Origin of the sequence: Thermomonospora sp. CIF 1 (assembly GCF_001896795.1) — a bacterium.
In the GTDB taxonomy this organism is placed as follows: Bacteria; Actinomycetota; Actinomycetes; order Streptosporangiales; family Streptosporangiaceae; genus Thermomonospora; species Thermomonospora curvata.
This window is the reverse complement of sequence record NZ_MOYN02000027.1, coordinates 15,363-38,319: the sequence shown is the minus strand read 5'-3', so window position 1 is coordinate 38,319 and position 22,957 is coordinate 15,363. Positions and strand designations below refer to the sequence as shown.

Here is a 22,957-nt window from a genome sequence, read left to right as displayed (position 1 = left end):
CCGGACGGTTCAGGCGGCGGCGGGGGCGGATCCGGCCGCCTTCGACCACCAGGATCTGGTCGGCGGCGCGGATGGTGGACAGCCGGTGCGCGATCACGATCGCGGTGCGGCCGTGCAGCGCCTCGGCCAGGGCCTCCTGCACGGCGGCCTCGGAGGTGGAGTCCAGGTGCGCGGTGGCCTCGTCCAAGATCACCACTTGGGGGCGGGCCAGCAGCAGGCGGGCGATGGTCAGCCGCTGCCGCTGGCCGCCCGACAGCCGGTAGCCGCGTTCGCCGACGACGGTGTCCAGCCCGTCCGGCAGGCCGGCCACCAGCTTGTGCAGCCGGGCCCGGCGCAGCGCCTCCCACAGCTCTTCCTCGGTGGCGTCCGGACGGGCCAGCAGCAGGTTCTCGCGGATCGTGGTGTGGAACAGGTGCCCGTCCTGGGTGACCATGCCGACCGTCTGCCGGATCGACTCGAACGTCAGCTCGCGCACGTCCACGCCCGACAGCCGCACCGCGCCCTCGTCGACGTCGTACAGCCGCGGCACCAGCTGCGCGATCGTCGACTTGCCCGCCCCGGACGAGCCCACCAGCGCCACCATCTGGCCCGGTTCGGCGCGGAAGGACACCTGGTGCAGCACCCGCTCGCCGCCCCGGGCGTCCAGCGCGGCGACCTCCTCCAGGGACGCCAGGGAGATCCGGTCGGCGGGCGGGTAGCCGAAGCTCACCCGGTCGAACTCCACCGAGACCGGGCCGGCGGGGACGGCGCGGGCGTCCGGCCGCTCGGTGATCAGCGGCTCGAGGTCCAGCACCTCGAAGATCCGCTCGAAGCCGACCAGCGCGCCCATCACCTCCACCCGGGCGCCGGCCAGCGCGGTCAGCGGGGCGTACAGCCGGGTCAGCAGCAGCGCCAGCGTCACCACCGCGCCGGCGTCCAGGGCGCCGCGCAGCGCGTAAAAGCCGCCCAGCCCGTACACCAGGGCCAGCGCCAGGGTCGAGACCAGGGTCAGCGCGGTGATGAACGTGGTTTGCACCATGGCGGTGCGCACCCCGATGTCGGCGACCCGGCGGGCGCGGGCGGCGAACTCGGCCGACTCGCGCTCGGGGCGTCCGAACAGTTTGATCAGCGTGGCGCCGGGGGCGGAGAAGCGCTCGGTCATCTGGGTGTTCATCGCCGCGTTGCAGGCGGCGGCCTCCCGTTCCAGCCGGGCCAGGCGGGCACCCATCAGCCGGGCGGGCAGCACGAACACCGGCAGCAGCACCAGCGCCAGCGCGGTGATCTGCCAGGACAGCCGCACCATCACCGCCAGCGTCAGCACCAGCGTGACCAGGTTGCCCACCACCCCCGGCAGGGTGGAGCTGAAGGCCCGCTGCGCCCCGATCACGTCGTTGCCCAGCCGGCTGACCAGGGCGCCGGTGCGGGTGCGGGTGAAGAAGGCGATCGGCATCCGCTGGATGTGGTCGTAGACGGCGGTGCGCAGGTCCAGGATCAGCCCTTCGCCGATGCGCGCCGACAGCCACCGGCCCGCCAGCCCCAGCGCGGCCTCGGCGACGGCCAGCACGGCGATCAGCGCGGCCAGCGCGACCACCGTCTGCACCCGCTCGCCGCCGACGATGGCGTCGACCACGCTTCCGGCCAGCACCGGGGTGGCCACCGCCAGGGCCGCGGTCACCGTGCTGAGCAGCAGGAAGAGCACCAGCTTGGGCCGGTGCGGGCGGGCGAAGCGGCCGATCCGCCGCAGCGTGGCCGGTCCGAACGGCCGCCGGTCGTCGCCGGCGGACGTCGCGCTGCGCAGCGACCGCCATGCCGTCATCTCCATGTCCATGCGCACCACCCCGAATCGCCTCAGGTCGCCGTCACGCGCTTCAGGGTGCAACCTCAAGCACGGTTGAGGTCAACGCGATGACCGGGCGGTGGGCGCGGACAGGGTTTTCCCAGAAGGCGGCCGGACCTCGAATCCCATTTCGGGCTTGAAGAAGAGGACTCGGCGGCCTGGGGGCTTGGCGGGCGAGGTGGACCGAGCGGCGCTCTGGGATCCGTCCGGCTTGTCGCCCGGCCTTTTCAACACTCCGTTTCCGCAGCTCAGGACCGTGGAGTCGGGAAGGGGCAGAGGGCGGGTACCACCGGGTCAGGGGCCGAAAGGTTCACCGAACTCGGTGCTCGTCCCGGAGGCCGAATCTGCGGGGACGATATGTCGAGGGTTCGTTCCCCTGCAGGCCCCGAAAGGCCCGAGCCGGGTGCGCCGGCCGTCCAGAGCGGACGCCCGCAAGGTCACTTCCCGGATTTTGAACTCTTGGAGCTGCTCTTGCTCTTACTCTTGCTTTTCTTGCTCCCATCGCTGTCGGGCTCCCACTCGTAGCCGGGGATGCCCCTCTCGCAGTAGCTGTCGGCCACCTTCTGGTCGGTGGCGTCGTGTTCGCACCAGCGGTCCTGGGAGCAGGCGGTGAGTCCTGTGGCGGTGATCGCCAGGGTCACCGTGAGGGCGGCGAGACGAGCCTTCAGCATGAGACGACCTTTCCGTTGATCCTCGGGGGAGTTTCGCCGGCCGGGCCGGACCGGACCACGTGCCGATGAAGCGGCTGCAATGCACGGGAAGCGGTTCCGTTCCATGGCCGGGCGCCCCATCGCGTTCCGGTGGATCGACGACTCTTGAGACGCTGGAACAAGTTGTTCCGTTCCGTCGTTTTCTCATGAATCGGGTCCTTGGTCCACAGCGGAGGCCGAGGCGCTCTCATCGCCGCCGTCCCATGAGGCCGTGCCGAGTGCGGCCAGTTGTCCACAGGTTGTGGACAACTATTTCGGAAGTGCGGAGCCGCCGGTCATGGAAGTCCCCATCCAGAGGATGACGTGTCGTTGACCCCGATCCCGTTCCAGCGGCCGAACCCGTGATTACCGTGAGTGCATGGGCGGACCTCGCCGGGGCGTTCCGGGAAGACACCATGTGCTGCTCGCCACCGCGGCCGTCGCGGCGTCCGTGTCGTGGACGCCCGCGGCGCACGCCGACACCGCCGCCTGCACCTCCCGGCAGAGACCGGCGATGGCCCGGCGGCTGGACCGCGCCATCGAGAACGCCCTGCGCGGGCGCACCGGCACCGAATCGGTCGGCGTGCACGACCGCCGGCGCGGCATCCTGTGCTGGGTCCGCAAGGCCCGCCGCTACGACTCGGCCAGCATCGTCAAGGTCACCGTGCTCGGCGCCCTGCAACGCCGGGCGATGGAACAGGGCCGGGCGCTGACCTCCCGGGAACGCTCACTGGCCCGCGCCATGATCACCCGCTCCGACAACAACGCCACCTCCACCCTGTGGCGCTCCCTGGGCCGCACCCGGCTGCAGCGCTTCCTCACGTTGGCCGGCATGACGCAGACCCGGCTCGGACCCGGCGGGTACTGGGGGCTGACCCAGATCACCGCCCGCGACGAGATCCGCCTGCTGCGCCTGTACACCGGCTCCAACGAGGTCCTCAGCGACGATCACCGCGAATACGGCCTCAAGCTGATGGCCGAGGTCATCCCCTCCCAGCGCTGGGGCGTCCCGGCCGGCGCCCCCGCCGGGGCGGGCGTCCACCTCAAAAACGGCTGGCTGCCCCGGCACGGCCGGCACTGGCGGGTGCACAGCATCGGCTCCTTCGACGGCGACGGCCGCGACTACATGATCGTCGTCCTCACCCAGGGCGCCCCGTCGATGTCGTATGCCGTCACCACCATCGAACGGGTCGCCCGCGCCGTCCACCGGGTGCTGAACCCCGGCGAGCGGCAGGCCATCGCCCCCAGCGCCCCCGGCCCGTCCTGGGAGACCTCCGACGGCTCGGCCGTCCCCGAACCCGTCGGCTGATCTCACGCCCCCCCTGCCAGATCTTGGCGGTGTGGTCGTTGCCGGCGCCGGCGAGAGTGCCGCCGTCCGGGCCGAACACCACCGAGCCGATGGCGTCTTTGTGCCCGGTCAGGCTGGTAGTAGGGGTGCCGGTCGCGGCGTCCCAGATCCGCATGGTCTTGTCGTCGCCCGCGGTGGCCAGGGTGGTGCCGTCCGGGCTGAACGCCGCCCAATAGGCGGGAGCCCGGTGTTTGTCGAGGTGGGTGATGAGCGCTCCGGTTTTGGTGTTCCACAGCTTGGCGGTGCTGTCGGGGTCGAACGTCACCAAATAGACGGTGTCCGCGTGCCCGTTGAGTTCGGTGACGTGAGGGGCGGTTTTGGTGTTCCAGATTTTCGCGGCGGGGGCGCGGGGCGCGGCGGCCTGAGGGGAGCCGCCCGAGCCGGACGCGGCCCGGCCGTCCGGCTCCTTGCGGCCTTTGAACGCGGTGAAGACGACGAACGGGACGGCCAAAGCGCCCAAGGCGGCGGTCACCGTCAGCACGGTGCGGCGGGAGGGGCCGGATGCGGGCGGGCGGATGGTCGTCCAGTTCGGCGGCCAGGGTGCGGCCCTGCAGGAGTTCCATGACCAGGAACCACTGGCCGTCGTGCTCGCCGAAGTCATCGACCCGGGTGATGCCCGGGTGCTCCAGCCGGGCCGCGATCTTGGCCTCCTGGCGGAACTTGGCCACCACCACCGGCTTGTCCGTCGACATGCCGCGGTGCAGGAATTTCATCGCCACCGGCCGGTCCCGCAGCAGGTCCGCGGCCGCCCATACCTCACCGAAACCGCCCTGGCCCAGCAGCCGCTCCAACCGGTAGCGCCCCGCGATCTCCGACCCAGGTTCCACCCGGCACCCCCTGCCCGTTCCCGACCTGAGGGACATATTTGCCGACCAAGAAGCCGCAGGCTCGGAAACGGGATATCGGGATGGTCACACCGGCACTCACCGAAGAACGGACATCAATGGAGAAACATCGCATAATTTCTGGCCGTCACTTCTGCGGCCAGGCGAAACTGATATCAAAAAGGGGCGTCTTCGTACGGTTGTCCACAACGGTGCGCGCGGTGCCGAGCGGTCGTACCGCTGGGCGATACTGGGCCTCATGGTCGACGAGGAACGCTGGAAGGCGCGGTTCCGCGCCGCCCGGGTGAGCCTGCCCGGCTGGGCCAAGGACGCCCCGAGCCGCTGCACCTACCGCTCCAACGCCACCGGCACCTGGGAGATCTACGCCTGGGACCGGGAGAGCGGGAAGCGGCGGCAGGTCACCGACCGGCCCAACGGCACCTGGATGGGCGGCGTCGACCCCACCGGCGAGTGGATCTGGTGGTTCGCCGACACCGACGGCGACGAGTTCGGGGTGTGGATGCGCCAGCCCTTCCACGGCGGCCCCGACGAGCCCGCCGTCCCCGGCCTGGAGCCGGCCTACCCGGCCGGGCTGGCCCGCGGCTCCAGCGGGCTGGCGGTGGTGGGCCGCAGCACCGACGACGGCACCACCATCCACCTGTGCCGTCCCGGCGCATCCCCCGAGGTCCTCTACCACCACGCCGAAGACGCCCACGTCGCCGGGCTGAGCCGGGACGAGACCCTGATCGCCATCGGCCACAGCGAGCACGGCGACAGCCGCCACATGGCGCTGCGCGTCGTCCGCCCGGACGGCACCACCGTCGCCGACCTGTGGGACGGCGAAGGCAAGGGCGTGTACTCCTGCGGCTTCTCCCCCGTCGCCGGGGACAGCCGGCTGCTGGTCAACCACGAGCGCCGCGGCCGTCCCGAGCTGCTGATCTGGGACCCGATCGCCGGCACCGAGACCGAGCTGCACATCGACCTGCCCGGCGAGATCGACGCCGACTGGTACCCCGACGCCTCGGCGCTGCTGATCTCCCACTCCCACCACGCCCGCGACGAGCTGTACCGCTACGACCTGGCCGGCGGCACGCTGCACCGCATCGACACCCCGCGCGGCGTGATCACCGGCGCCACCGCCCGCCCCGACGGCACGGTCGAGTTCGCCTGGAGCAGCGCCGCCGAACCCCCGGTGATCCGCTCCAGCGCCGGCACCGTGGTGCTCACCGCCGAGGGCCCGCCCGCCCCGCCGTCGGTGCCGGTGGAGGACGCCTGGGTGGACGGCCCCGGCGGCCGCATCCACGCCCTGATCAGCAAGCCCGGCGGCCCCGGCCCCCACCCCACCGTCTTCGACATCCACGGCGGCCCCACCGCCCAGGACGACGACTCCTTCTCCCCGGCCGTGGCCGCCTGGGTCGATCACGGCTTCGCCGTCGTCAGAGTCAACTACCGCGGCTCCACCGGGTACGGCTCGGCCTGGCGGGACGCGATCGAGCACCGCGTCGGCCTCACCGAACTGGAGGACATCAAGGCCGTCCGCGACTGGGCCGTGCAAAGCGGCCTGGCCGACCCCGCCCGCCTGGTGCTGACCGGCGGCTCCTGGGGCGGCTTCCTCACCCTGCTCGGCCTGGGCACCCAGCCCGAGGACTGGACGGTCGGCATCGCCTCCGTCCCCGTCGCCGACTACTTCGCCGCCTACGAGGACGAGATGGAGGCCCTCAAGGCGTTCGACCGCTCCCTGTTCGGCGGCTCCCCGGAGGAGGTCCCCGACCGCTACCGCCGCTCCTCGCCGCTCACCTACGTCGAGCAGGTCCGGGCCCCGGTCTTCATCCTGGCCGGCGAGAACGACCCCCGCTGCCCCATCCGCCAGATCGACAACTACCTCAAGCGCCTGGACGAGCTGGGCAAACCCCACGAGGTCTACCGCTATGACGCCGGCCACGGCTCCCTGGTGGTCGAAGAACGCATCCGCCAGATGGAAATGGAGATCACCTTCGCCCGCAAGCACCTCGGCCTGCTGTGACGGCGGCCCCGCCGGCGGCGCCGGGGAGCACCGGCCGCCGGGGCCGCCCGTGCCGGTCGCGTGCCGGTGAAGTGTCCCCACCGGCGGGCGGCTGGTGACTCTCCGCCACAAGGCCTCATCCGGCTCACCGGGATCTCGGCGTGGCCGAACCCTGGCCGGGCGGCGGCGGCCCACCGCTCGGAGGGCGGTGCCCACCCCCGCGCCCGCTGGGCCCGGGGACGGGAGCGGCGAACATCCAGCACGGCTCTGCAGCCCAGGCCGCGCCCGCTGGGCCCGGGGACGGGAGAGACGGAAGCCCGTCGGCTCCCGGTGAGCGGCGCAGCGGGTCCAGGTCACTCCTCGTTGGCGTGCCAGCGAGTGTCCTGGGGCGGCGTGTCGAAACGGACGGGGGCGGGGTTGCCGCTCAGGTCGTTCTCGGTGACGCGGCCGCCGGCCCAGCCGCCCTCCTTGGTGATCCAGACGCCGTGGGTCTGAGTCGGGGAGGGCTGGTCGTCCCACATGCGGTTGCCGCGCAGGCGGGAACCGGTCACGGGAGCGGCGACGGTGAGGCCGGGGCGGTCGGCGGGCGGACCGGGAAGGTGGTAAGGCGAACCGTTGGGGGGCGTGCCGTAGCGCCAGGCGGTGCGCGCGCCGGGGCGGGCGGGGGCCAGCGTCAGCTCGGTGCGGGTGTTGTCCACCACCAGGGCGCTCTGCTCGCCCACGGTGAGGCGCTTGCCGCGGTGCCCGCCGGGGAGCCAGTCGGCCTTCTCGTCGATCATGGACAGCTCGGTGAAGCGCACCCGGGGGCCGCCGCCGGAGGTGCCCGGCGCGGCGCGGCGGCCGTTGTTGTGCATCCGGTTGCCGGAGATCTCACAGTTGCGCATCGGGGCGTCGACCCGGACCCCGTCGAGGCCGTTGTCCCGGATGTCGTTGGACTCCAGCACCACGTCCGTGACCGTCTCGTGCAGGCCGCGGGTCAGGTTGTGCTCCCAGTAGCCGTAGCGGCCGTTGTTGCTGATGCGGTTGCCGTGGAACGCGTACGGGCCGGGGGTGTTGCCGACCCGGACGCCGTCGCGGACGTTGCCGTCGATGAGGCAGCCGGTGACGCGGCCGCCCCGGCCGGCCACGGCCGTGGTGCCCAGCGAGGACACATCGAACCCGGCCTCGTGGTTGCCGATCATCGTGCAGGAGGAGACCAGCAGCCCGTCGGCGCCCCAGTCGGAGATGCCGAACCGGTTGTCCTGGGCGTGGCAGGCGGTGATGACGATGCCGCGCGGCGGCGTCCAGTACTCCTTCTGCAGCTCCACGAAGATGCCGTTGGTGCCGTTGCCCAGGGCGGTGCAGCCCGTCACGGTCAGCCGTTCGACCGGCCCCCAGCCGCCGATGCCGATGCCCAGGCCGGCCCCGCCCATCTGCTCCCCGTTGTCCAGCCGGCCGCAGCGCACGGCCAGCACGCCCTCCACGATCGTGTCCTGCAGGAAGTCGCAGCCGAAACCGGTGGCCGGGGTGTCGTGGATGTACAGGTCGCGGAAGCGGCCCCGCAGCACGTACTGCAGGCCCAGCCCCTTGGACAGCACGTCATAGGCCGGCAGCTCCACCCCGGACCCGTCGATCTCAAAGTGCGCGAAGGTGACGTCCGCCACGTAGTTGTCCGGCCCGGCGCCGTGCTGGGCGGTGGTGAACCACGCCAGCGGCACCGGCGAGGTGGGGGCACCGGGATTGGCCAGCACGAAGCAGGTGGCGCCGGGCCCGGCGCCCACCAGCGACACGCCGCTGCGCCAGACGATGCCCTGGTCGTGAATCGCATAGCGGCCGGGAGGGACGTGGATGGTCCGGGGGAGGCCGTCTGCGGCGTAGGCCGCTCCCAGCGCGTCGACCAGTGCGGCGAGCGCGGGCTGGTCGTTGGTGGTCCCGTCGCCGACCAGACCGTGTTCCCGGGCGTCGACTGCCAGCGGCATGGACATGCGGGTCTCCTTTCGATCGGCCCTGTGGCCGGCTCGTCCCGCCGCGCGGCCGGCCCGCCGAGGCCGGCGCGGTGAGCCCGTCACAAGGCCCGGTGACGGAACGGCATCCAAGGCCGCATGCTTTCGGCGCCTTTCGCCCCGGCCGCGGTCGTGACGGCTCGGGCGGGCGCGGTGACGCGCGGCGGCCGGACGTTTGTTTTTCCCGCACTTCCCCGTCACCGCGCGGGTATGCCACCGCCTGCGAAACCCCCGCCGGTGTGGGGGAATCCGTCCGGTCAGGCGCGGACGTCGCGGATGATGCCGACCAGCTCGCGGGTGACGCTCTTGAAACCCGGCAGCCGGGACATGGAGACCATCTTGTCCACCAGCGGCACGGTGCGCTCGACCAGCAGGTAGGTCTTGCGGCAGCCGGGGGAGGAGTCGTGCACCCAGTACAGCACGATGCCCATCGAGTACAGCCACAGCAGCTCGGGCAGCTCCTCCCGGAAGTCCGGGTCGATCTTGAGGGTGGAGCCGTTCACCACCTCGCGGTAGATGGCGATGGCCGCCGCCCGGGCCGGGCCGGATTCGGCGCTGAAGGGGTTGAGCGGGCTGGTGGGCTCGGCGGCGAACTTGAAGAACTTCCCGGCGAACTGGTGGTAGGGCACCATCGTGTCGATGCGGGCCTTCAGCACGCCCAGCAGCCGCGGGGCGAACTCGCGTTCGCGCTCCAGCACCGCGCGGCAGGCGGCCATGTGCGCTTCCTGCAGCTCGTCGTAGTAGGTCTGGAGCAGTTCTTCCTTGGAGCCGAAGTAGTAGTAGGCGTTGCCGACCGAGACCCCCGCCTCCTTGGCGATGGCGCGCATGGTGGTCGCCTCGTACCCGCGCTCCCGGAACAACCGCAGCGCGGTCTCCACGATCAGCGCGCGTGTCTGTTCGGATTTGGCCGACCTCGTCTCGGTCACACAGCAACCATAAGCGGACTGTGAACGCCGGGGACACGATCCCGCCGCCACGGTCCGCAGACGGCCACGGTGATCGCTTCGGGCGGACGCCGCCGGTCACGGTCCGCCCGATCGGCGTGTCCCCCGGGGATGCCGGCCGGATGACCTCTCTTCTGGATTTTCGTCGGCCCCTCGGGGGGAAGTAGGGGGTCCGGACGCAAAGACCGCGCCGGTCGCACCCTGCCCGGCGCCGGGCGTGGTGCGGTCGATCGACGGGGTGAAGTGGTGGAGATGAAGGCTGATCCGGAACTCGAGCACATCACGGACGTGGCCTTGCGGCTGTTCGCCGTCCTGGGCTTCGACGGCACCTCCACGGAGATGATCGCCGCCGCCGCCGGATGGGACGTCGACACCTTCGTGGCGCGGACCGGCGGCAGGCTCAAGCTGTACCTGACGATCATGGAGCGGATCCAGCGGGCCGAGCACGAGGCGCTGCGGGCCGCGGCGGCCTCGGCCGCTCCGGGCCTGCCGGGGCTGCTCCAGCTCGCCGACGCCTACCTGGACTTCCACGCCGCCGAGCCGCGCTTTCAGTGGATGTGGATGCACCGCTGGATGGGCGATGCGGCCGACACCGTCGAACTGGAGTCCTACCGCGAGTCGCTGACCTCCCTCATCGCCGATTTCGTGCGTCCCCTGGTGCCCGAGGACGTGGATGTGGACTACCTGCTGTGGACGATCGTCTGGTCCGTCGCCGGTTTCCTGACCGGCGGCGTCGTCCACAGCGACGTGCGGGCCAGGCCCGCGCGGGGCTTTTTGGACGCCGACCGGATCGAGGGCGTCGATCCGCGCGAGCTGGCCGCCTTCCGCTCCTTCCTGCACGTGTTCATCAAACGCATGGTCGCTCCCGCATGAGCCGCACGTCCCCGCCGCACAGATCGTCCGCAGGGCGGGCCGGAGGGAACCGGACGACCGGCGGGCGGGGAACGCCGGACGCGGGTCAGCGAACCTTCAGCAGCACCTTCCCGGTGGCCTGCCGCCGGTCCAGCACGCGCAGCGCCTCCGCGGCGTCCTCCAAGGGGAAGGACGGCCCCAGCACCGGGTCGATCGCCCCGGACTCCAGGTGGGGACGCAGGTCGGCCCACTGCCGCTGGACGTAGTCCATCTCGTGCAGCCACAGCTCCGGCCACCCGACGCCGATCACGGCGGTGTTGTTCAGCAGCAGCCGGTTCACCTTCACGGTCGGGATCTGCCCGGCGGCGAACCCGATGACCAGCAGCCGCCCCTCGCGGGCCAGGCTGCGCAGGGAGTCGGTGAACCGGTCCCCGCCCACCGGGTCGACGACCATGTCCACGCCGCGCCCGGAGGTCAGCTCCTTGACGGCGTCCTTGAACCCTTCGGCGAGCACCACCTCGTGGGCCCCGGCCTTGCGCGCCACCTCGCCCTTGGCCGCACTGGACACCACCGCGATCACCCGCGCGCCCATGACCCGCGCCAACTGCACCGCGGCCGTCCCGATCCCCCCGGCGGCGCCGTGCACCAGCACCGTCTCGCCCTCCCGCAGCCCGCCCCGCCGGGTGAGAGCGAAATGCACCGTCAGGTAGTTCAGCGGCAGCGCGGCGGCGGCCTCCAGCGGCACCCGGTCCGGCACCCCGAAGACCAGCCGGGGATCGACGGCCACCTGCTCGGCGAACCCACCCGTCCCGGGGAAGGCGGCCACCCGCTCCCCGACCCGCACCGGCGCGCCTTCGGGCGCATGCCGCACAATGCCGGACACCTCCGCGCCGGGGGTGAAGGGCGGCTCCATCCTGATCTGGTACTCGCCCCGCGTCAGCAGCACATCGGGAAAGGCCGCCCCGGCGGCGTGCACCTCGACGATCACCCTCCCGTCGCCCGGCACCGGCTCGGGCACCTCCCCGATCTCCACCGCGTCCGGCCCGTCGAGGCTGGTCACCCGCACTGCACGCATCATGCATCCTCCCCAGCGTCGCGCCTTCCGGCGATCTGGTCGCACCAGTGCCGAACGACCGTACAGCGGCAGCCAGCGACGCTTACTGGGAGGTGCCGAGCCCGCTTCGGGGCGGTTCGCCGGCTTCGCTATCGTGGTTTTGGGCCTGTCCGGTCGGCGAGGGCATCTGTGCCCGCGGGTCAGGTCGTGATCTCGGTGCCGATGCCGATCTGGGCCGCGATCGGGTTGTAGATGTCGGTGGGGATCGCACAGGTCAGGGAGACGAGGAGGCTGTAACGGACCGGGAGCTCCAGCCGGTCCTTGCGCTTGTTGCTCTTCCACCAGCCGCCGACCGGGATGATCGCGATGTAGCCGCAGTGGGCCAGCTCAGAGGCGTCGCCCGTCCACATGTCTGCATGCAGGGAACCCCGTTCCCGTCCTCGCGGGCCGATCAGCCAGTTGCGGTTGTCGGACTCTCTCCTTCTGCGGCCGGGGTTGTCCTCTTCCTCCTGTGCCTCCCGGCTGATCCGCTTCTGGAAGTCCTCGGCGCTTTCGTTTGGCTTCTTCAGCGCGAACTTGAGCCGGTGGGAGGGGTACTGGTACTGCTTCCACCCTCGGCAGGACGGGTTGGGCTCCACGAAGTACGACAACGTGATGCGCAGCCGCACGTCGCGGCCCGCCAGTTCCATGAGCCGCTTTCGGGGCCAGGGAAGTTGGTGCAGTCGCAGCGCTCGCATGGAGATGTCGCCGCGACGCAGTTCGAAGGGCAGGAATTCATCCTGCACGATCATCGTGACGTCTTCGTCCGCGCTGGCCAGGACTCGTTCCTCGGTGGGCACTCCCCACCCGTAGCGGCGCAGCAGTCGTACCCGGTCCCCTTTCTTGAGGCCCTTTGCGTAGAGCGCCGCCTTCATGGGCCGGGTCCACTCCGCTGAGTGAACGAGCAGACCTCGGACAGTCTCCGGCCACAGAGCGGGATACCGGTCCATGACCAGGGCGCACAGCCGGGCCGCCTGGGCGGTCGCCGCGCTGGTGGCGTTTGCTGTGGTGAGGCCTCCCCGGTGAGATGTGGTGATCAGTTCGAGTTCCTCGGCGGTGAGGGGAGGACCGTAACCGTCGACGACCAGATTGCCGGCCTCCATCAGGATGTCCGGCTTGGACGGCCAGAGCTCTCTCCACGTTCTGGCGGTCCGGCTGTGCGGCGACAACTCGCCCTGCGGAGCGAGCGGAGAGTAATTCTGGTACTCGGGCCTGGCGGGTAGCTCGGTCAGATCGGTGTAACCACCGACGGTGAGTACGTTCCATGCCTGGGAGGGGTCCTGGGCGCTTCTGAAATCACAGACGTCCAGGAAGTTTGAACTCGTCTGATCGTATCGGACGTTGCCCGCCGCGACGCAGAAAAGCCGGGCTTGCGCCGGGTTCGGACGTCCCAGCAGTTCCAGCCCGTTGGGAGTAGGGCGGATGTCCGTTCCGAAGGACAGCGCGTCCAGTGCTGCCGACCATGACGAAGGCCTGCCGTCGTTGTCCTCGCGCAAGGTGCTGACTGGAAGCGAGAACACCCGGGGCCGTCCGGGACGTGGGATCTCCACTTGGGAGGCGGCCGATGCCATAAGCGCCCCGTACAACGGCGGGGGAGGACTTATCTCCGGGCGGTTGGGTTGGTAGATCTTCACCGACTCCAGTCGATGTCTGAGCTGTACTTCACCGGAGCTCAGCAATGTGGCCGTCAGGTCACCGTACAGCGAGAGCCCCGCCATTTGCGTGCCGTGGCCGTGGCTGTCCGCTCCGGTGGTCGACGCCAGGACGCTGCGGGTCTCGTCGACGGAGTCCCTCAGCAGCCGGTGTCCGGCATTGACGCCGGTGTCCAACAGGCACACCGCCGGACTGTCCGGGTCGGCGGGCACGAGGCGTTCTTGCAGGTCTTCGGCGAGGGGGCGTTCCAGCTCTGCATCGTCGAGGATCTCGGAGACCACTGGAGGCCGACGAAGCTCAGCCACCACGGTATTGGTGGTCAACAACCGTCCCAGCTCGTCCGGAGAGCCATGAACGAGCCCGATCACTCGTTCCGGAAAACCCAGAGTCTGCTCATGGAACCGTAGCCCCAACTCACGGCAGACCTCCCCGAGCTGCTCGGACGGGTCTGGGTTGTCCGGTAGCCGTGCGAACCAGACCTCCCACCAGTGCGGCTCCTCGGTTTCCGGGAACGGCTCGCTCTCCTGCCAGAAGTGCCTTAGGACCGCCAACCGCAGCGCCGCGATGTTGGCCACCAGCCTCTCGTTCTTCCCCGCGGCCGCGAAGTCTTCGAGCTTGCGCAGAAAGACGCCAGCCGCGTCGTGCGGCACCCAGACCAGCGCCTGCTGCGGCCGGGAGTCCTCGGCGGGCAGCACTGTCAGCAGACGCAGCCCATGAACGTCGAGGCTGCTCAACGCCAGCTCATAGCCGGGTTCGTCGTTCCAGCCCTCGACGCACAGGGTGAATCCTTCGGCCTGGATCTCTTCGGGGAGTTCGAAGGCCGCTTCTAGAGCCAGTTCCCGGGCCTGGATGAATTCCCTCGTGAGCCGGGAGACGTGGGCTGCGGGGTCACCGATGGCGCGGATCTTCGGGGCTTTGCCGCCTCCTCGGCCCCGGTAGCCGACGTCTCGCCCCTGGCGGGGGACGATGATATGGGGCCGGGTGCGCCGGGCCGAGGGCTCGAGCGGCTCACTCACGGCGAGCGCTCGCGCGCTCGTTCAGAGCGGCGATCAGAGCTGCGGTGGACACCGCCTCTTCCCCCCGTAGGATGGCGTCTTTGGCGGCGGATTCGGCCGCTCGGACCAGTTCGGCGTGGCTCAAACCAGCTGAGTGGCTTTCGGCCGCCGACCAGTCGACTTCCGTGGTGTCCATCATCTGCAGGCGTCTCCGCAGGACTTCTTTGGCCTGGCCTCGGTCGGGTAGGTCATAGGCGATGACCGAGTCGAACCTGCGGAAAAGCGCACGGTCCAAGAGTTGGGGGTGGTTCGTCGCGGCGATGACCGGGCTCTCCGGTCGTGTCTCGTCCAGAAAGAGCAAGAAGGAATTCAGGATACGGCGGGCCTCTCCGACGTCGTTTGCGGCGGTGCGTTCCGCGCCGATGGCGTCGAATTCGTCGAACAGGTACACCGCCCGGGTCTTCTTGGTCGCCTCGAAGATGATCCGCAGCTTGGCCGCGGTCTCTCCCATGAACCGGCTGATCAGCCCGTCCAGCCGGACGGTGAACAGGGGCAATCCGAGTTCCCCGGCCAGCGCGGCCCCTGTCATGCTCTTGCCGGTGCCCGGCGGCCCCACCAGCAGTACCCGGTGAATCGGTTCGAAGCCATAGGACTCCAGGCGGGCGCGTTGCCGCTGCTCGTGCAGGATCCGCTGCAGTGCCGCGCGCACCGTCTTGGACAACGTCATGTCACGCAGCCGGACCTGCGGGTACTCGGCGGTGACCAGCTCGGCCAGCTCGCCCTTCGGCCTGATGACCGGGGTGGGGCCTACCTGGGGCACCTGCTCGGCCTTGGCCCGGTCGATCAGGTCCCGCAGCTCGGCCGCCAGCCGGTTGTGTCCCTGGCGCGCCGCCTTGGCGGCCATCTGCAGGGCGACGGCGTAGAAGCCCTCCTCATCACCTGCCGCGTGGGCCCTGACGAGGGCTTTGACGTGGTCTGCCGAGGCCGCCAACACACACCCCTCACCCGGTTCCGCCGTCCTCCCCGACTGTAACCAGCCGGTAGTGAGGGGGCGAGCGCCTCCCTGCAACCGACGGGAGGTTTCGATGAAACTCCTGGTGGTTGTAGGCGGACGCGCCTTTCAGGAATACCGGAGCAGGCGACGTGGGCGGGCACGTCCAGGTCACCGGCGGCACCCGTGCGGCAAGGGGCTGTCTCGCGTCCGCCTTTGATGCCTGCGATGCCCTTCGAAGCCGGGATGCCCTCGCGTGGGATCAGGTCTTGGCAGCGGCGAGGGCGCGGAGTTCTCGGGCGGCGGGGAGGGCGCGGGTTTTCTCGTCGGGGAGGGCTTTGATGATCTCCTCGGTGATGCGGCGGCGGCTTGAGCTGGTGGGCATGCCGTTCAAGGTGGTCGCGGCGTGGTTGAGGCCCTCGGTGATGTCGCGGTCGTGGACGAGGGCGAGGGCACGCATGAGGTTGAGATTTGTGCGGCTTCCCGAGCGCTCCTCGGGCATGAGGGAGAGGGCTTGGTCGATCGCGGACGTGGCGTGCTTTGTGTCGCCCAGCATCGCGTAAGTGAAGCTTTCGGCTTCTCGTAGGGCGCTCTCTGAGTAGCCGTGTGGTGATATCCGGTCTTGGAGGACGTGCTCAGGGAGCCGGCCGAATACCTCGTGTAGATCGCGGATCGCCTGCTTGGCTCCTGTCGCGTCCCCTTGGGTGGCAAGGAACTTGGCGCGTGTGCTGAAGGCTTTGACCAACCCGGAGGACGGTCTTCCAGCGGCGTGCTTGAAGGCGTCGTTGAGGAAGCTGTTGATGACCTCTGGGGGGCGATTTTCCCACAATGCGCTTGATGCCCGGTAGTAGCGGACCCAGGTGGCCAGGTCGTGGTCACCGGATTCATCGGCGGCGTGGGTGGCGGCCTGGAGGGCTCGGCCGGCGTCGCGGTAGCGGCCCAGGTCGCTGAGTTCCTGGGACATGTAGGTGGTGAGCTGGGCGCTGACCCGCAGCAGGTCGCGGCGGGCGGAGGGGTTCTTTTCGCGTTGCAGGGCCACGCCGAGATCCATGATGTCGGCGGCCAGGTCGCGCATCAGGGCGCCGACCGGTTGGACCCAGATCTCTTGGGAGTACTCCCAGGCGAGGTTCTGCCAGCCGGGGGCGTCCAGTTCGGTGGCGGGGGCGTCCAGGGAGCTTTCCAGGGCGGTGAGCACGGCGGCGACCGTGCCCGCGGGCACTGCCGCTCCGGCGCCGAGGGCGGCCATCAGTTCCAAGAGCGCACGGCGTTTCACGTCGTCATCCCCATTGTCGGGACGGGTCTCCTTTTCGACGGTACCCGTGGGAGTGGTGCTTTGACCCTCCGGAGGGCGGCATTCGGGGCCGAAAAGATCTTCTTTGGGGACTTTGAAAACGGTGGCGTAGGCGGTGGCCCAGTCGCGGGGAAAGACCTCTCCGGCTTCCCAGCGGTGGATCTGCCGGGCGAGGTTTCGAATCGAACCCCGTTCGATGTGGGATGCGGCCAGTAGCCGCCGGGCCATCTCGTGCTTACCCCATTGCCGGGCCGATCGTTCGGCTTCGAGCCTGACCGCCCATGCGGGGCGCCGCTTGTCGGTCATGGGCGCAGCCTCTCATTCGCTCCGGGGGGATGTGAGGTGGGCGCAAAAGTGTCCGCAAAGTGTCCGCATCGTGTCCGCCTGATGTCCGCCCTGACACCCCCCGAAAGTGTCTGCAAAGTGTCAACATTGTCAGCCTTCCGGAGATTGCGTGTCCTGTCCTTTACTGAACGTGACCGGAAGCGGCCTCGTGGGTAGGCGCGCCGGCGGCACCCTGGAGCGGGGTTATGCCGGAGCAGCAGCGCGCCTTCCCCGGGCCGGTCAGGTCGGCGGAGTCAGTGGACCTTTTTCAACCGCGTGGCATCGGGCATCCCGGGCCACGGCGTCCCCGGACGGCGATGCCTCCGTCTCAACCTGCGGAGACGGGCGTTGAAGAAGGCTCAGCGCCGGGAGCCGCGATCACCCCCGGATCGAGCACCGGCAGTGACCCGTCGCCGTACGGCGGCCCGCTCCTTCCCCCCGTCACCCGCGAACCGGAGCGGGCGCCGTGCGGCTTCGAACGAGATCGGGAAACGGAGGCGGCCTCGGGCCGATGCGTCCGCATCGGGCGTCCCAGGGCCTTGACCAGCAAGGCGGTGCTGATCTGTGAACGACCGCAGGATGCCGCAGGACTGGCTGGCGGCGCTCGCCGCGCACTTGGCGGCGCATCGGATGGAGGTGGACCTCAGCGACCGCGGCCTGCTCGTCCGGGACCAAGGGACCGGGACCGTGGTCGCCCTGGTCGTCTGCCGCCGGCGGGCCGAGGACGCCGGGACGCTGTGGTTCTTCACCGGTACGGGGGAGCCGCTCGCCCCGTCCGACCGGATCACCGACGCCGCGCTCGCGCTCAGGGGCCGACTGTCCGCGGGCGCGGGGGAGGCGCGGTGAGGACCGCCGCGCCGCCGGCACCGCTAGAAGAAAGGTGCGCGCCGGCCGTGCCGCCCGGCAGGTTCCCCGCGGCGTTGATCTGGCGGGGGAACCACACCGGGAGTTGGTGGGCCATGGTCCGCGATCGGCGAGGCAGAGACCGGCTTCTGGAGGCGGACAGCCCCGAGACGCTGGAACTCCGTCTGCTGGAGTTTTATCGGCGCGATGTCTCTCGTCCGGTGCGAGAGGTGGCCGTTCGGCCGGACGGGACTTGGACGCGGGCGGGTGCGGGACGAGAAAACGCTCGTCCGGCTCGGCATCCCGCACCAGGGCGGGCCGGCACGGCGGCACATGCGGCTTCGGCCTCCTGCAGGACGTCCCATATCGCCACGCCGTCCTGGTCGGCGCAAAGCGCCACCAGGCGTGGCGCCGGCACCCCTGCCCGTTACCGGGTGTCTCCTCGACCGGCAGGCCCGATGGAGGAAGCCATGGGCGGCCGTGCGCCTCGTTTCTGGTGGCGCCTGTGGCGGTTCGTGCGCTTCCGCCCTGAGCCGAGCTTGGAGATCCGCTGAACCGGGCCGCGAGGATCAAGCCACGTAAGGGCGGGCGGTTCGGGCGTCGCGCAGGGCGTGGGCCCACCAGGAGAGCTGCTCGAGCAGGGCGGTGGCGGCGGTTTCGCTGTCGGGGTCTTTGGGGTTGCCGTCGCCGTCGAAGCGTTCCCGGGCGCGGTGGAAGCTGACGGTGTTGCGGATGGTGGCGGCGTGCAGTTCGGCGAAGACCAGGCGGAGCTGTTCCACCGCGCGCAGGCCGCCGGAGATGCCGCCGTAGGAGACGAATCCGACCGGCTTGGCCCGCCATTCGGCGGTGTACTGGTCGATCAGGTGCTTCAGCGGGCCGGGGAAGCTGTGGTTGTACTCGGGGGTCACCACGACGAAGGCGTCGGCCGCCGCCAGGCGCCGGCCCACCGCGGTGCGCGCCGCCGTTGAGCGCTCCACCGGCGGCAGTTCCGCCGAGGCGTCGATGACATCGACGCTCAGGTCCGTTCGCCGTCGGGCGCGGTCGGCGAACCAGCCGGTCACGATCGGGCCGAGCCGGCCCGGCTGCAGGCTCGCCGTGAGGATCACGAGGCGGAGAGGGTCCTGGGACATGGTGGGCTCCTGATCTCGTCGCACGGGCTTTCCGGCCGGGTGACGACCAGCTTTCAACCTGAACCTTGCTTGAGGTCAATGGGGGCGCGGGCGCTGTGACGGGAGTCTCCGGGACGGGAGGGCGGGATCGCTTGAAAGCCGCCGGAGGAAATGCCCCGGCTTCACGCGGCGCGTGTCGTTTCCGCGGACTGGGGGATCTGGGACGGCAAGCCGGACCCTTGTCGGTGCGTCCCTTGAGGGCTGCTGCTCAAAAAGGCGTAAGGGCCGATGGCGGCGGGCGGGCACCCTACCGGCCGGAATCGGCGCCGTGCAGGGGGATCGGCGGCGAAGGTGACCTTTATGGGATGACCAAGTGCGACCGGCGGTAAGGCTGATCTAACCCTGAGGACAGGGTTACTGCGGAGAGTGGCGAATCACTAACCCTTAGCAATGAAGGGTCGCTGGGGTTCCCCGAGAGCCGGGGGCCCGTCAGCCGCATAGAGAGATCACTCCATGAAGGCAATCCAACGCACACTGGCTTGCGGCCTGTGCTCGGCGGTCGTCGGCGGTGCAATGATCACCGTGGCGGCCACGGCCGCGCAGGCGGTGGCCGTCCGTCCGGTCGTGCCGCCGCCGGCGGCGCCGTACGCCCAACTGCAGGCGCCGTCCCTGCCCTCCGAGCAGACCGACTACCGGCAGGGGGTGCCGGCGCGGCTCGCCGAGTACCTGGGCACTGAGCTGTACCAGCTGCCTCAGGAGTACCAGAGCCCTGAGGCGTACCAGGACCCGCAGGACTACCAGATCCCGCAGCAGCAGCCCGCCCTGGACTGGTACCAGGCGCCGCAGTTCCCCTCGGACGCCCAGGAGCCGAGGGCCGCGGAGTACTACCAGGCGCCGCAGCAGCCGCCCTACCTGAACCAGGCGCAGGGCCCTGAGCAGTACCAGCAGCCGATCTACCCGAGCCAGTTCCAGGAGCCGCCGGCTGCTTGGGGCCCGGAGTACCACCAGGTGCCGCAGCAGCCGGTCTACCTGGACCAGGCCCAGACGCCGCAGCGTCCCATGGGGCCGGAGCAGTACCAGCAGCCGCAGGCTCCGCAGCACTCCATGTACCTGGATCGGGCGCAGGGCCCTGAGCAGTTCCAGGTGCCGCCCGCGCCGCTGAACCCGGAGCAGTACCAGCAGCCGATCTACCCGAGCCAGTTCCAGGAGCCGCCGGCTGCTTGGGGCCCGGAGCACTACCAGGTGCCGCAGCAGCCGGTCTACCTGGACCAGGCGCAGAGCCCTGAGCAGTTCCAGGTGCTGCCCGCGTCGCTGAGCCCGGAGCAGTTCCAAAGCACCCAGGAGCAGCAGCCGCAGATCCGGCAGGAGACCCCGGCACAGCAGATCGAGTCCCAGGGGACCCGGGCGCCGGAGCTGCAGCAGCCGGTGCAGATCGCCCCGCAGCGGCCCGCCGAGGAGACCGCCGCGCAGCCCGCTGCGGAGACGGCCGAGCCCAAGCTGCAGCGCGAGTACGCGGTGAACATCTACTTCATGAACTGACCACGGGCCGAACGGCACGGGAGGAAGGAGAACCGTGCCGCCGCGGTCCTGCCCGGTGATTCGCGGTGCAGGTGCGGCCGGACGCCGCCGGTGGCGTCCGGCCGCACTGTTTCACGGGGAACACCCAGCGACGACGAACGGCCCCGGACGCAAGGCGCCTTGCGTCCGGGGCCGTTCGGCGAGCCCTGGGATCAGGAGGTCAGCTCGGCGGCCACCAGCTCGGCGATCTGAGCGGTGTTGAGCGCCGCGCCCTTGCGCAGGTTGTCCCCGCACAGGAACAGGTCCAGCGCGTTGGGGTCGTCCAGCGAGCGGCGGACCCGGCCCACCCAGGTGGGGTCGGTGCCCACCACGTCGGCGGGGGTCGGGAACTCCCCGGCCGCCGGGTCGTCCACCAGCACCACGCCGGGGGCGGCGGCCAGCACCTCCTGGGCCTCCCGCTGGTCCACCGGCTGGTCGAAGACCGCGTGGACGGCCAGCGAATGGGTGGTCACCACCGGCACCCGCACGCAGGTGGCGCTGACCCGCAGGTTCGGCAGGCCCAGGATCTTGCGGGACTCGTTGCGGACCTTCATCTCCTCGGAGGTCCAGCCGTCCTCCTTCAAAGACCCCGCCCACGGCACCACGTTCATCGCCAGCGGCGCGGGGAACGGCCCCAGGTCATCGCCGATCGCCCGGCGCACATCCCCGGCGCGCACCCCCAGCTCGCGGTTGCCGCCGACCTTCTCCAGCTGGTCGTAGAGGGTGTCGATGCCGGCCTGCCCGGCGCCGGAGGCGGCCTGGTAGGAGGCCACCACCAGCTCGCGCAGCCCGTAGCGGCGGTGCAGCGCGCCCATCGCCACGATCATCGACAGGGTGGTGCAGTTGGGGTTGGAGATGATGCCCTTGGGCCGGTTGCGGGCGGCCTCGGCGTTCACCTCCGGCACCACCAGCGGCACGTCCGGGTCCATGCGGAAGGCCCCGGAGTTGTCGACCGCCACCGCGCCGTGCTCGGCGGCGATCGGGGCCCACTGCTTGGACACCTCATCGGGGGTGTCGAACATGGCGATGTCCACGCCCTCGAAGACCTCGGGGGCCAGCGCCAGGACCTCCAGCTGCTCGCCGCGCACGGTCAGCTTCTTGCCGGCCGACCGGGGCGAGGCCACCAGGCGGATCTCCCCGTAGACGTCCTCGCGGGTGGACAGCAGCTCCAGCATCACGCTGCCGACGGCGCCGGTCGCGCCGACCACGGCCAAAGTGGGCTTGCTCATCGTCCGGTGCCTCCGTAAACCACCGCCTCGATCTGGTCGGCGTCCAGGTCGAAGGCCCGGTGGGCGGCGTTGACCGCGGCCTCCACATCGTCCTGGGAAACGATCACCGAGATGCGGATCTCCGAGGTGGAGATCATCTCGATGTTGACGCCGGCGTCGGCCAGCGCGGTGAAGAACTTGGCGGTGACCCCGGGGTGCGAGCGCATCCCGGCGCCGATCAGCGAGACCTTGCCGATCCGGTCGTCATACAGCAGCGACTCGAAGCCGATCTGGTCCTTGGCCTTGTTCAGCGCGGTCAGCGCGGTCTGCCCGTCGGTGCCGGGCAGCGTGAAGGAGATGTCGGTGCGCCCGGTGGCGGCGGCCGACACGTTCTGGACGATCATGTCCAGGTTGATCCCGGCGTCGGAGAGCACCGAGAAGATGGTGGCGGCCACGCCCACTTTGTCCGGCACGCCCACCACGGTGACCTTGGCCTCGCTGCGGTCATGGGCGACGCCGGAGATGATCGGCTGCTCCATCTCACTTCCCTCGGTGCTGTCGGTGATCCAGGTGCCGGGCTTTTGGCTGAAGGACGAGCGGACGTGGATCGGGATGTCGTAGCGGCGCGCGTACTCCACACAGCGCAGGTGGAGGATCTTGGCGCCGCAGGCCGCCATCTCCAGCATCTCCTCGTACGAGATGCGCGGGATGCGGCGGGCGGTCGGCACGATCCGCGGGTCGGCGGTGAAGACCCCGTCCACGTCGGTGTAGATCTCGCACACGTCGGCGCCGAGAGCGGCGGCCAGCGCCACGGCGGTGGTGTCGGAGCCGCCCCGGCCCAGCGTGGTGATGTCCTTGGTGTCCTGCGAGACGCCCTGGAAGCCCGCCACGATCGCGATGGCGCCCTCGTCCAGGGCGCTGCGGATGCGGCCGGGCGTGACGTCGATGATCCGGGCTTTGCCGTGGGAGCCGTCGGTGATCACACCGGCCTGGGAGCCGGTGAACGACCGTGCCTCATGGCCCAGGTTGGCGATGGCCATCGCCAGCAGGGCCATCGAGATCCGCTCCCCGGCCGTCAGCAGCATGTCCAGCTCGCGGGCCGGCGGCAGCGGGCTGACCTGCTCGGCCAGGTCGATCAGCTCGTCCGTAGTGTCGCCCATGGCGGAGACCACGACCACGACGGAGTTGCCCGCCTTCTTCGTGGCGACGATGCGCTGAGCGACTCGCTTGACGCACTCGGCGTCTGCAACGGAGGAGCCACCGTACTTCTGCACGACAAGAGCCACGGGTGGGTGCTCCTCGGAATCGGAATCGGCGTGTACCGTCCGTCGAGTCTACCGACGTCGGCCGGCTGGATTACGAACGGGTTTTCCCAGCATGCGAGATACCCGCCGGCGGGACCGACATTCCGGAGCCGTGCCCGGGGAACGCGGCGG

Annotated in this window: 15 protein-coding genes and 3 pseudogenes; 5 read left to right on the top strand and 13 right to left on the bottom strand. The window is 70.3% G+C overall.

Annotated features, from left to right (window positions below; genetic code table 11):
• Positions 1 to 19: 19 nt before the first annotated feature.
• Together BUE48_RS23970 and BUE48_RS23965 are read right to left on the bottom strand one after the other, a co-directional pair.
• Positions 20 to 1,807, bottom strand: a pseudogene (locus BUE48_RS23970) (ABC transporter ATP-binding protein); the annotation flags it as partial.
• Between the two features lie 446 nt (positions 1,808 to 2,253).
• Entirely contained in the window at positions 2,254 to 2,487 is a 234-nt protein-coding gene (locus BUE48_RS23965) for a hypothetical protein (protein WP_286991109.1), read from the bottom strand.
• A 397-nt stretch (positions 2,488 to 2,884) separates the two neighbouring features.
• On the opposite strand from BUE48_RS23965, the gene BUE48_RS23960 reads away from it, so the two are divergent.
• On the top strand, positions 2,885 to 3,814 hold the full coding sequence (locus tag BUE48_RS23960) for a serine hydrolase (RefSeq protein WP_286991108.1): 930 nt from the start codon (positions 2,885 to 2,887) through the stop codon (positions 3,812 to 3,814).
• Between the two features lie 28 nt (positions 3,815 to 3,842).
• Here the strand turns inward: BUE48_RS23960 and BUE48_RS24570 are convergent.
• Positions 3,843 to 4,454 (bottom strand): annotated as a pseudogene (locus BUE48_RS24570) (WD40 repeat domain-containing protein); the annotation flags it as partial.
• A pseudogene (locus BUE48_RS24565) lies at positions 4,381 to 4,716 on the bottom strand (protein kinase domain-containing protein); the annotation flags it as partial. The pseudogenes BUE48_RS24565 and BUE48_RS24570, both read right to left, overlap by 74 nt.
• Positions 4,717 to 4,936: 220 nt before the next feature.
• On the opposite strand from BUE48_RS24565, the gene BUE48_RS23955 reads away from it, so the two are divergent.
• Positions 4,937 to 6,700 carry a S9 family peptidase gene (locus BUE48_RS23955; RefSeq protein WP_286991107.1) on the top strand — a complete coding sequence of 588 codons (1,764 nt, stop codon included), beginning with the start codon at positions 4,937 to 4,939 and terminating at the stop codon, positions 6,698 to 6,700.
• A gap of 332 nt (positions 6,701 to 7,032) precedes the next feature.
• On the opposite strand, the gene BUE48_RS23950 is transcribed toward BUE48_RS23955, so the two are convergent.
• Together BUE48_RS23950 and BUE48_RS23945 are read right to left on the bottom strand one after the other, a co-directional pair.
• Positions 7,033 to 8,643 (bottom strand): right-handed parallel beta-helix repeat-containing protein, encoded by a 1,611-nt coding sequence (locus tag BUE48_RS23950; RefSeq protein ID WP_012855195.1) that lies wholly within the window; start codon positions 8,641 to 8,643, stop codon positions 7,033 to 7,035.
• Between the two features lie 275 nt (positions 8,644 to 8,918).
• Positions 8,919 to 9,587 carry a TetR/AcrR family transcriptional regulator gene (locus tag BUE48_RS23945; RefSeq protein ID WP_012855194.1) on the bottom strand — a complete coding sequence of 223 codons (669 nt, stop codon included), beginning with the start codon at positions 9,585 to 9,587 and terminating at the stop codon, positions 8,919 to 8,921.
• A gap of 270 nt (positions 9,588 to 9,857) precedes the next feature.
• Between BUE48_RS23945 and BUE48_RS23940 the strand changes: the two genes are divergently transcribed.
• On the top strand, positions 9,858 to 10,478 hold the full coding sequence (locus tag BUE48_RS23940; RefSeq protein ID WP_012855193.1) for a TetR/AcrR family transcriptional regulator: 621 nt from the start codon (positions 9,858 to 9,860) through the stop codon (positions 10,476 to 10,478).
• A gap of 85 nt (positions 10,479 to 10,563) precedes the next feature.
• Here BUE48_RS23940 and BUE48_RS23935 read toward each other — a convergent pair whose 3' ends face one another.
• The 4 genes from BUE48_RS23935 to BUE48_RS23920 form a co-directional block, all read right to left on the bottom strand.
• On the bottom strand, positions 10,564 to 11,535 hold the full coding sequence (locus BUE48_RS23935; RefSeq protein WP_012855192.1) for an NADPH:quinone oxidoreductase family protein: 972 nt from the start codon (positions 11,533 to 11,535) through the stop codon (positions 10,564 to 10,566).
• Positions 11,536 to 11,711: 176 nt separating this feature from the next.
• Complete coding sequence (locus BUE48_RS23930) at positions 11,712 to 14,219, bottom strand: S8 family peptidase (RefSeq protein WP_286991106.1); 2,508 nt, start codon at positions 14,217 to 14,219, stop codon at positions 11,712 to 11,714.
• On the bottom strand, positions 14,212 to 15,192 hold the full coding sequence (locus tag BUE48_RS23925; protein ID WP_012855190.1) for an AAA family ATPase: 981 nt from the start codon (positions 15,190 to 15,192) through the stop codon (positions 14,212 to 14,214). Before BUE48_RS23925 ends, BUE48_RS23930 begins: the two co-directional genes overlap by 8 nt.
• 259 nt (positions 15,193 to 15,451) lie before the next feature.
• On the bottom strand, positions 15,452 to 16,786 hold the full coding sequence (locus tag BUE48_RS23920; RefSeq protein ID WP_012855189.1) for an NsdA family TPR-like regulatory protein: 1,335 nt from the start codon (positions 16,784 to 16,786) through the stop codon (positions 15,452 to 15,454).
• A gap of 582 nt (positions 16,787 to 17,368) precedes the next feature.
• Here BUE48_RS23920 and BUE48_RS23915 point away from each other — a divergent pair.
• Entirely contained in the window at positions 17,369 to 17,650 is a 282-nt protein-coding gene (locus BUE48_RS23915; protein WP_286991105.1) for a hypothetical protein, read from the top strand.
• Between the two features lie 566 nt (positions 17,651 to 18,216).
• On the opposite strand, the gene BUE48_RS23910 is transcribed toward BUE48_RS23915, so the two are convergent.
• Positions 18,217 to 18,777 carry an NADPH-dependent FMN reductase gene (locus BUE48_RS23910; protein ID WP_012855187.1) on the bottom strand — a complete coding sequence of 187 codons (561 nt, stop codon included), beginning with the start codon at positions 18,775 to 18,777 and terminating at the stop codon, positions 18,217 to 18,219.
• Positions 18,778 to 19,269: 492 nt separating this feature from the next.
• On the opposite strand from BUE48_RS23910, the gene BUE48_RS23905 reads away from it, so the two are divergent.
• Positions 19,270 to 20,295, top strand: a complete 1,026-nt coding sequence (locus tag BUE48_RS23905; RefSeq protein WP_286991104.1) for a hypothetical protein — start codon at positions 19,270 to 19,272, stop codon at positions 20,293 to 20,295.
• Between the two features lie 191 nt (positions 20,296 to 20,486).
• On the opposite strand, the gene BUE48_RS23900 is transcribed toward BUE48_RS23905, so the two are convergent.
• On the bottom strand, positions 20,487 to 21,542 hold the full coding sequence (locus tag BUE48_RS23900) for an aspartate-semialdehyde dehydrogenase (RefSeq protein ID WP_012855185.1): 1,056 nt from the start codon (positions 21,540 to 21,542) through the stop codon (positions 20,487 to 20,489).
• Positions 21,539 to 22,807, bottom strand: a complete 1,269-nt coding sequence (locus tag BUE48_RS23895; RefSeq protein WP_012855184.1) for an aspartate kinase — start codon at positions 22,805 to 22,807, stop codon at positions 21,539 to 21,541. The genes BUE48_RS23900 and BUE48_RS23895 overlap by 4 nt, the downstream gene beginning before the upstream one ends.
• Between the last annotated feature and the right edge of the window lie 150 nt (positions 22,808 to 22,957).

What these genes read in the sequence shown, in the direction of transcription:
- BUE48_RS23965 (WP_286991109.1), bottom strand. Translation starts at nt 2,487, where the DNA reads ATGCTGAAGGCTCGTCTCGCCGCCCTCACGGTGACCCTGGCGATCACC.
- BUE48_RS23960 (WP_286991108.1), top strand. Translation starts at nt 2,885, where the DNA reads ATGGGCGGACCTCGCCGGGGCGTTCCGGGAAGACACCATGTGCTGCTC.
- BUE48_RS23955 (WP_286991107.1), top strand. Translation starts at nt 4,937, where the DNA reads ATGGTCGACGAGGAACGCTGGAAGGCGCGGTTCCGCGCCGCCCGGGTG.
- BUE48_RS23950 (WP_012855195.1), bottom strand. Translation starts at nt 8,643, where the DNA reads ATGTCCATGCCGCTGGCAGTCGACGCCCGGGAACACGGTCTGGTCGGC.
- BUE48_RS23940 (WP_012855193.1), top strand. Translation starts at nt 9,858, where the DNA reads ATGAAGGCTGATCCGGAACTCGAGCACATCACGGACGTGGCCTTGCGG.
- BUE48_RS23935 (WP_012855192.1), bottom strand. Translation starts at nt 11,535, where the DNA reads ATGATGCGTGCAGTGCGGGTGACCAGCCTCGACGGGCCGGACGCGGTG.
- BUE48_RS23920 (WP_012855189.1), bottom strand. Translation starts at nt 16,786, where the DNA reads ATGACCGACAAGCGGCGCCCCGCATGGGCGGTCAGGCTCGAAGCCGAA.
- BUE48_RS23910 (WP_012855187.1), bottom strand. Translation starts at nt 18,777, where the DNA reads ATGTCCCAGGACCCTCTCCGCCTCGTGATCCTCACGGCGAGCCTGCAG.
- BUE48_RS23905 (WP_286991104.1), top strand. Translation starts at nt 19,270, where the DNA reads ATGAAGGCAATCCAACGCACACTGGCTTGCGGCCTGTGCTCGGCGGTC.
- BUE48_RS23900 (WP_012855185.1), bottom strand. Translation starts at nt 21,542, where the DNA reads ATGAGCAAGCCCACTTTGGCCGTGGTCGGCGCGACCGGCGCCGTCGGC.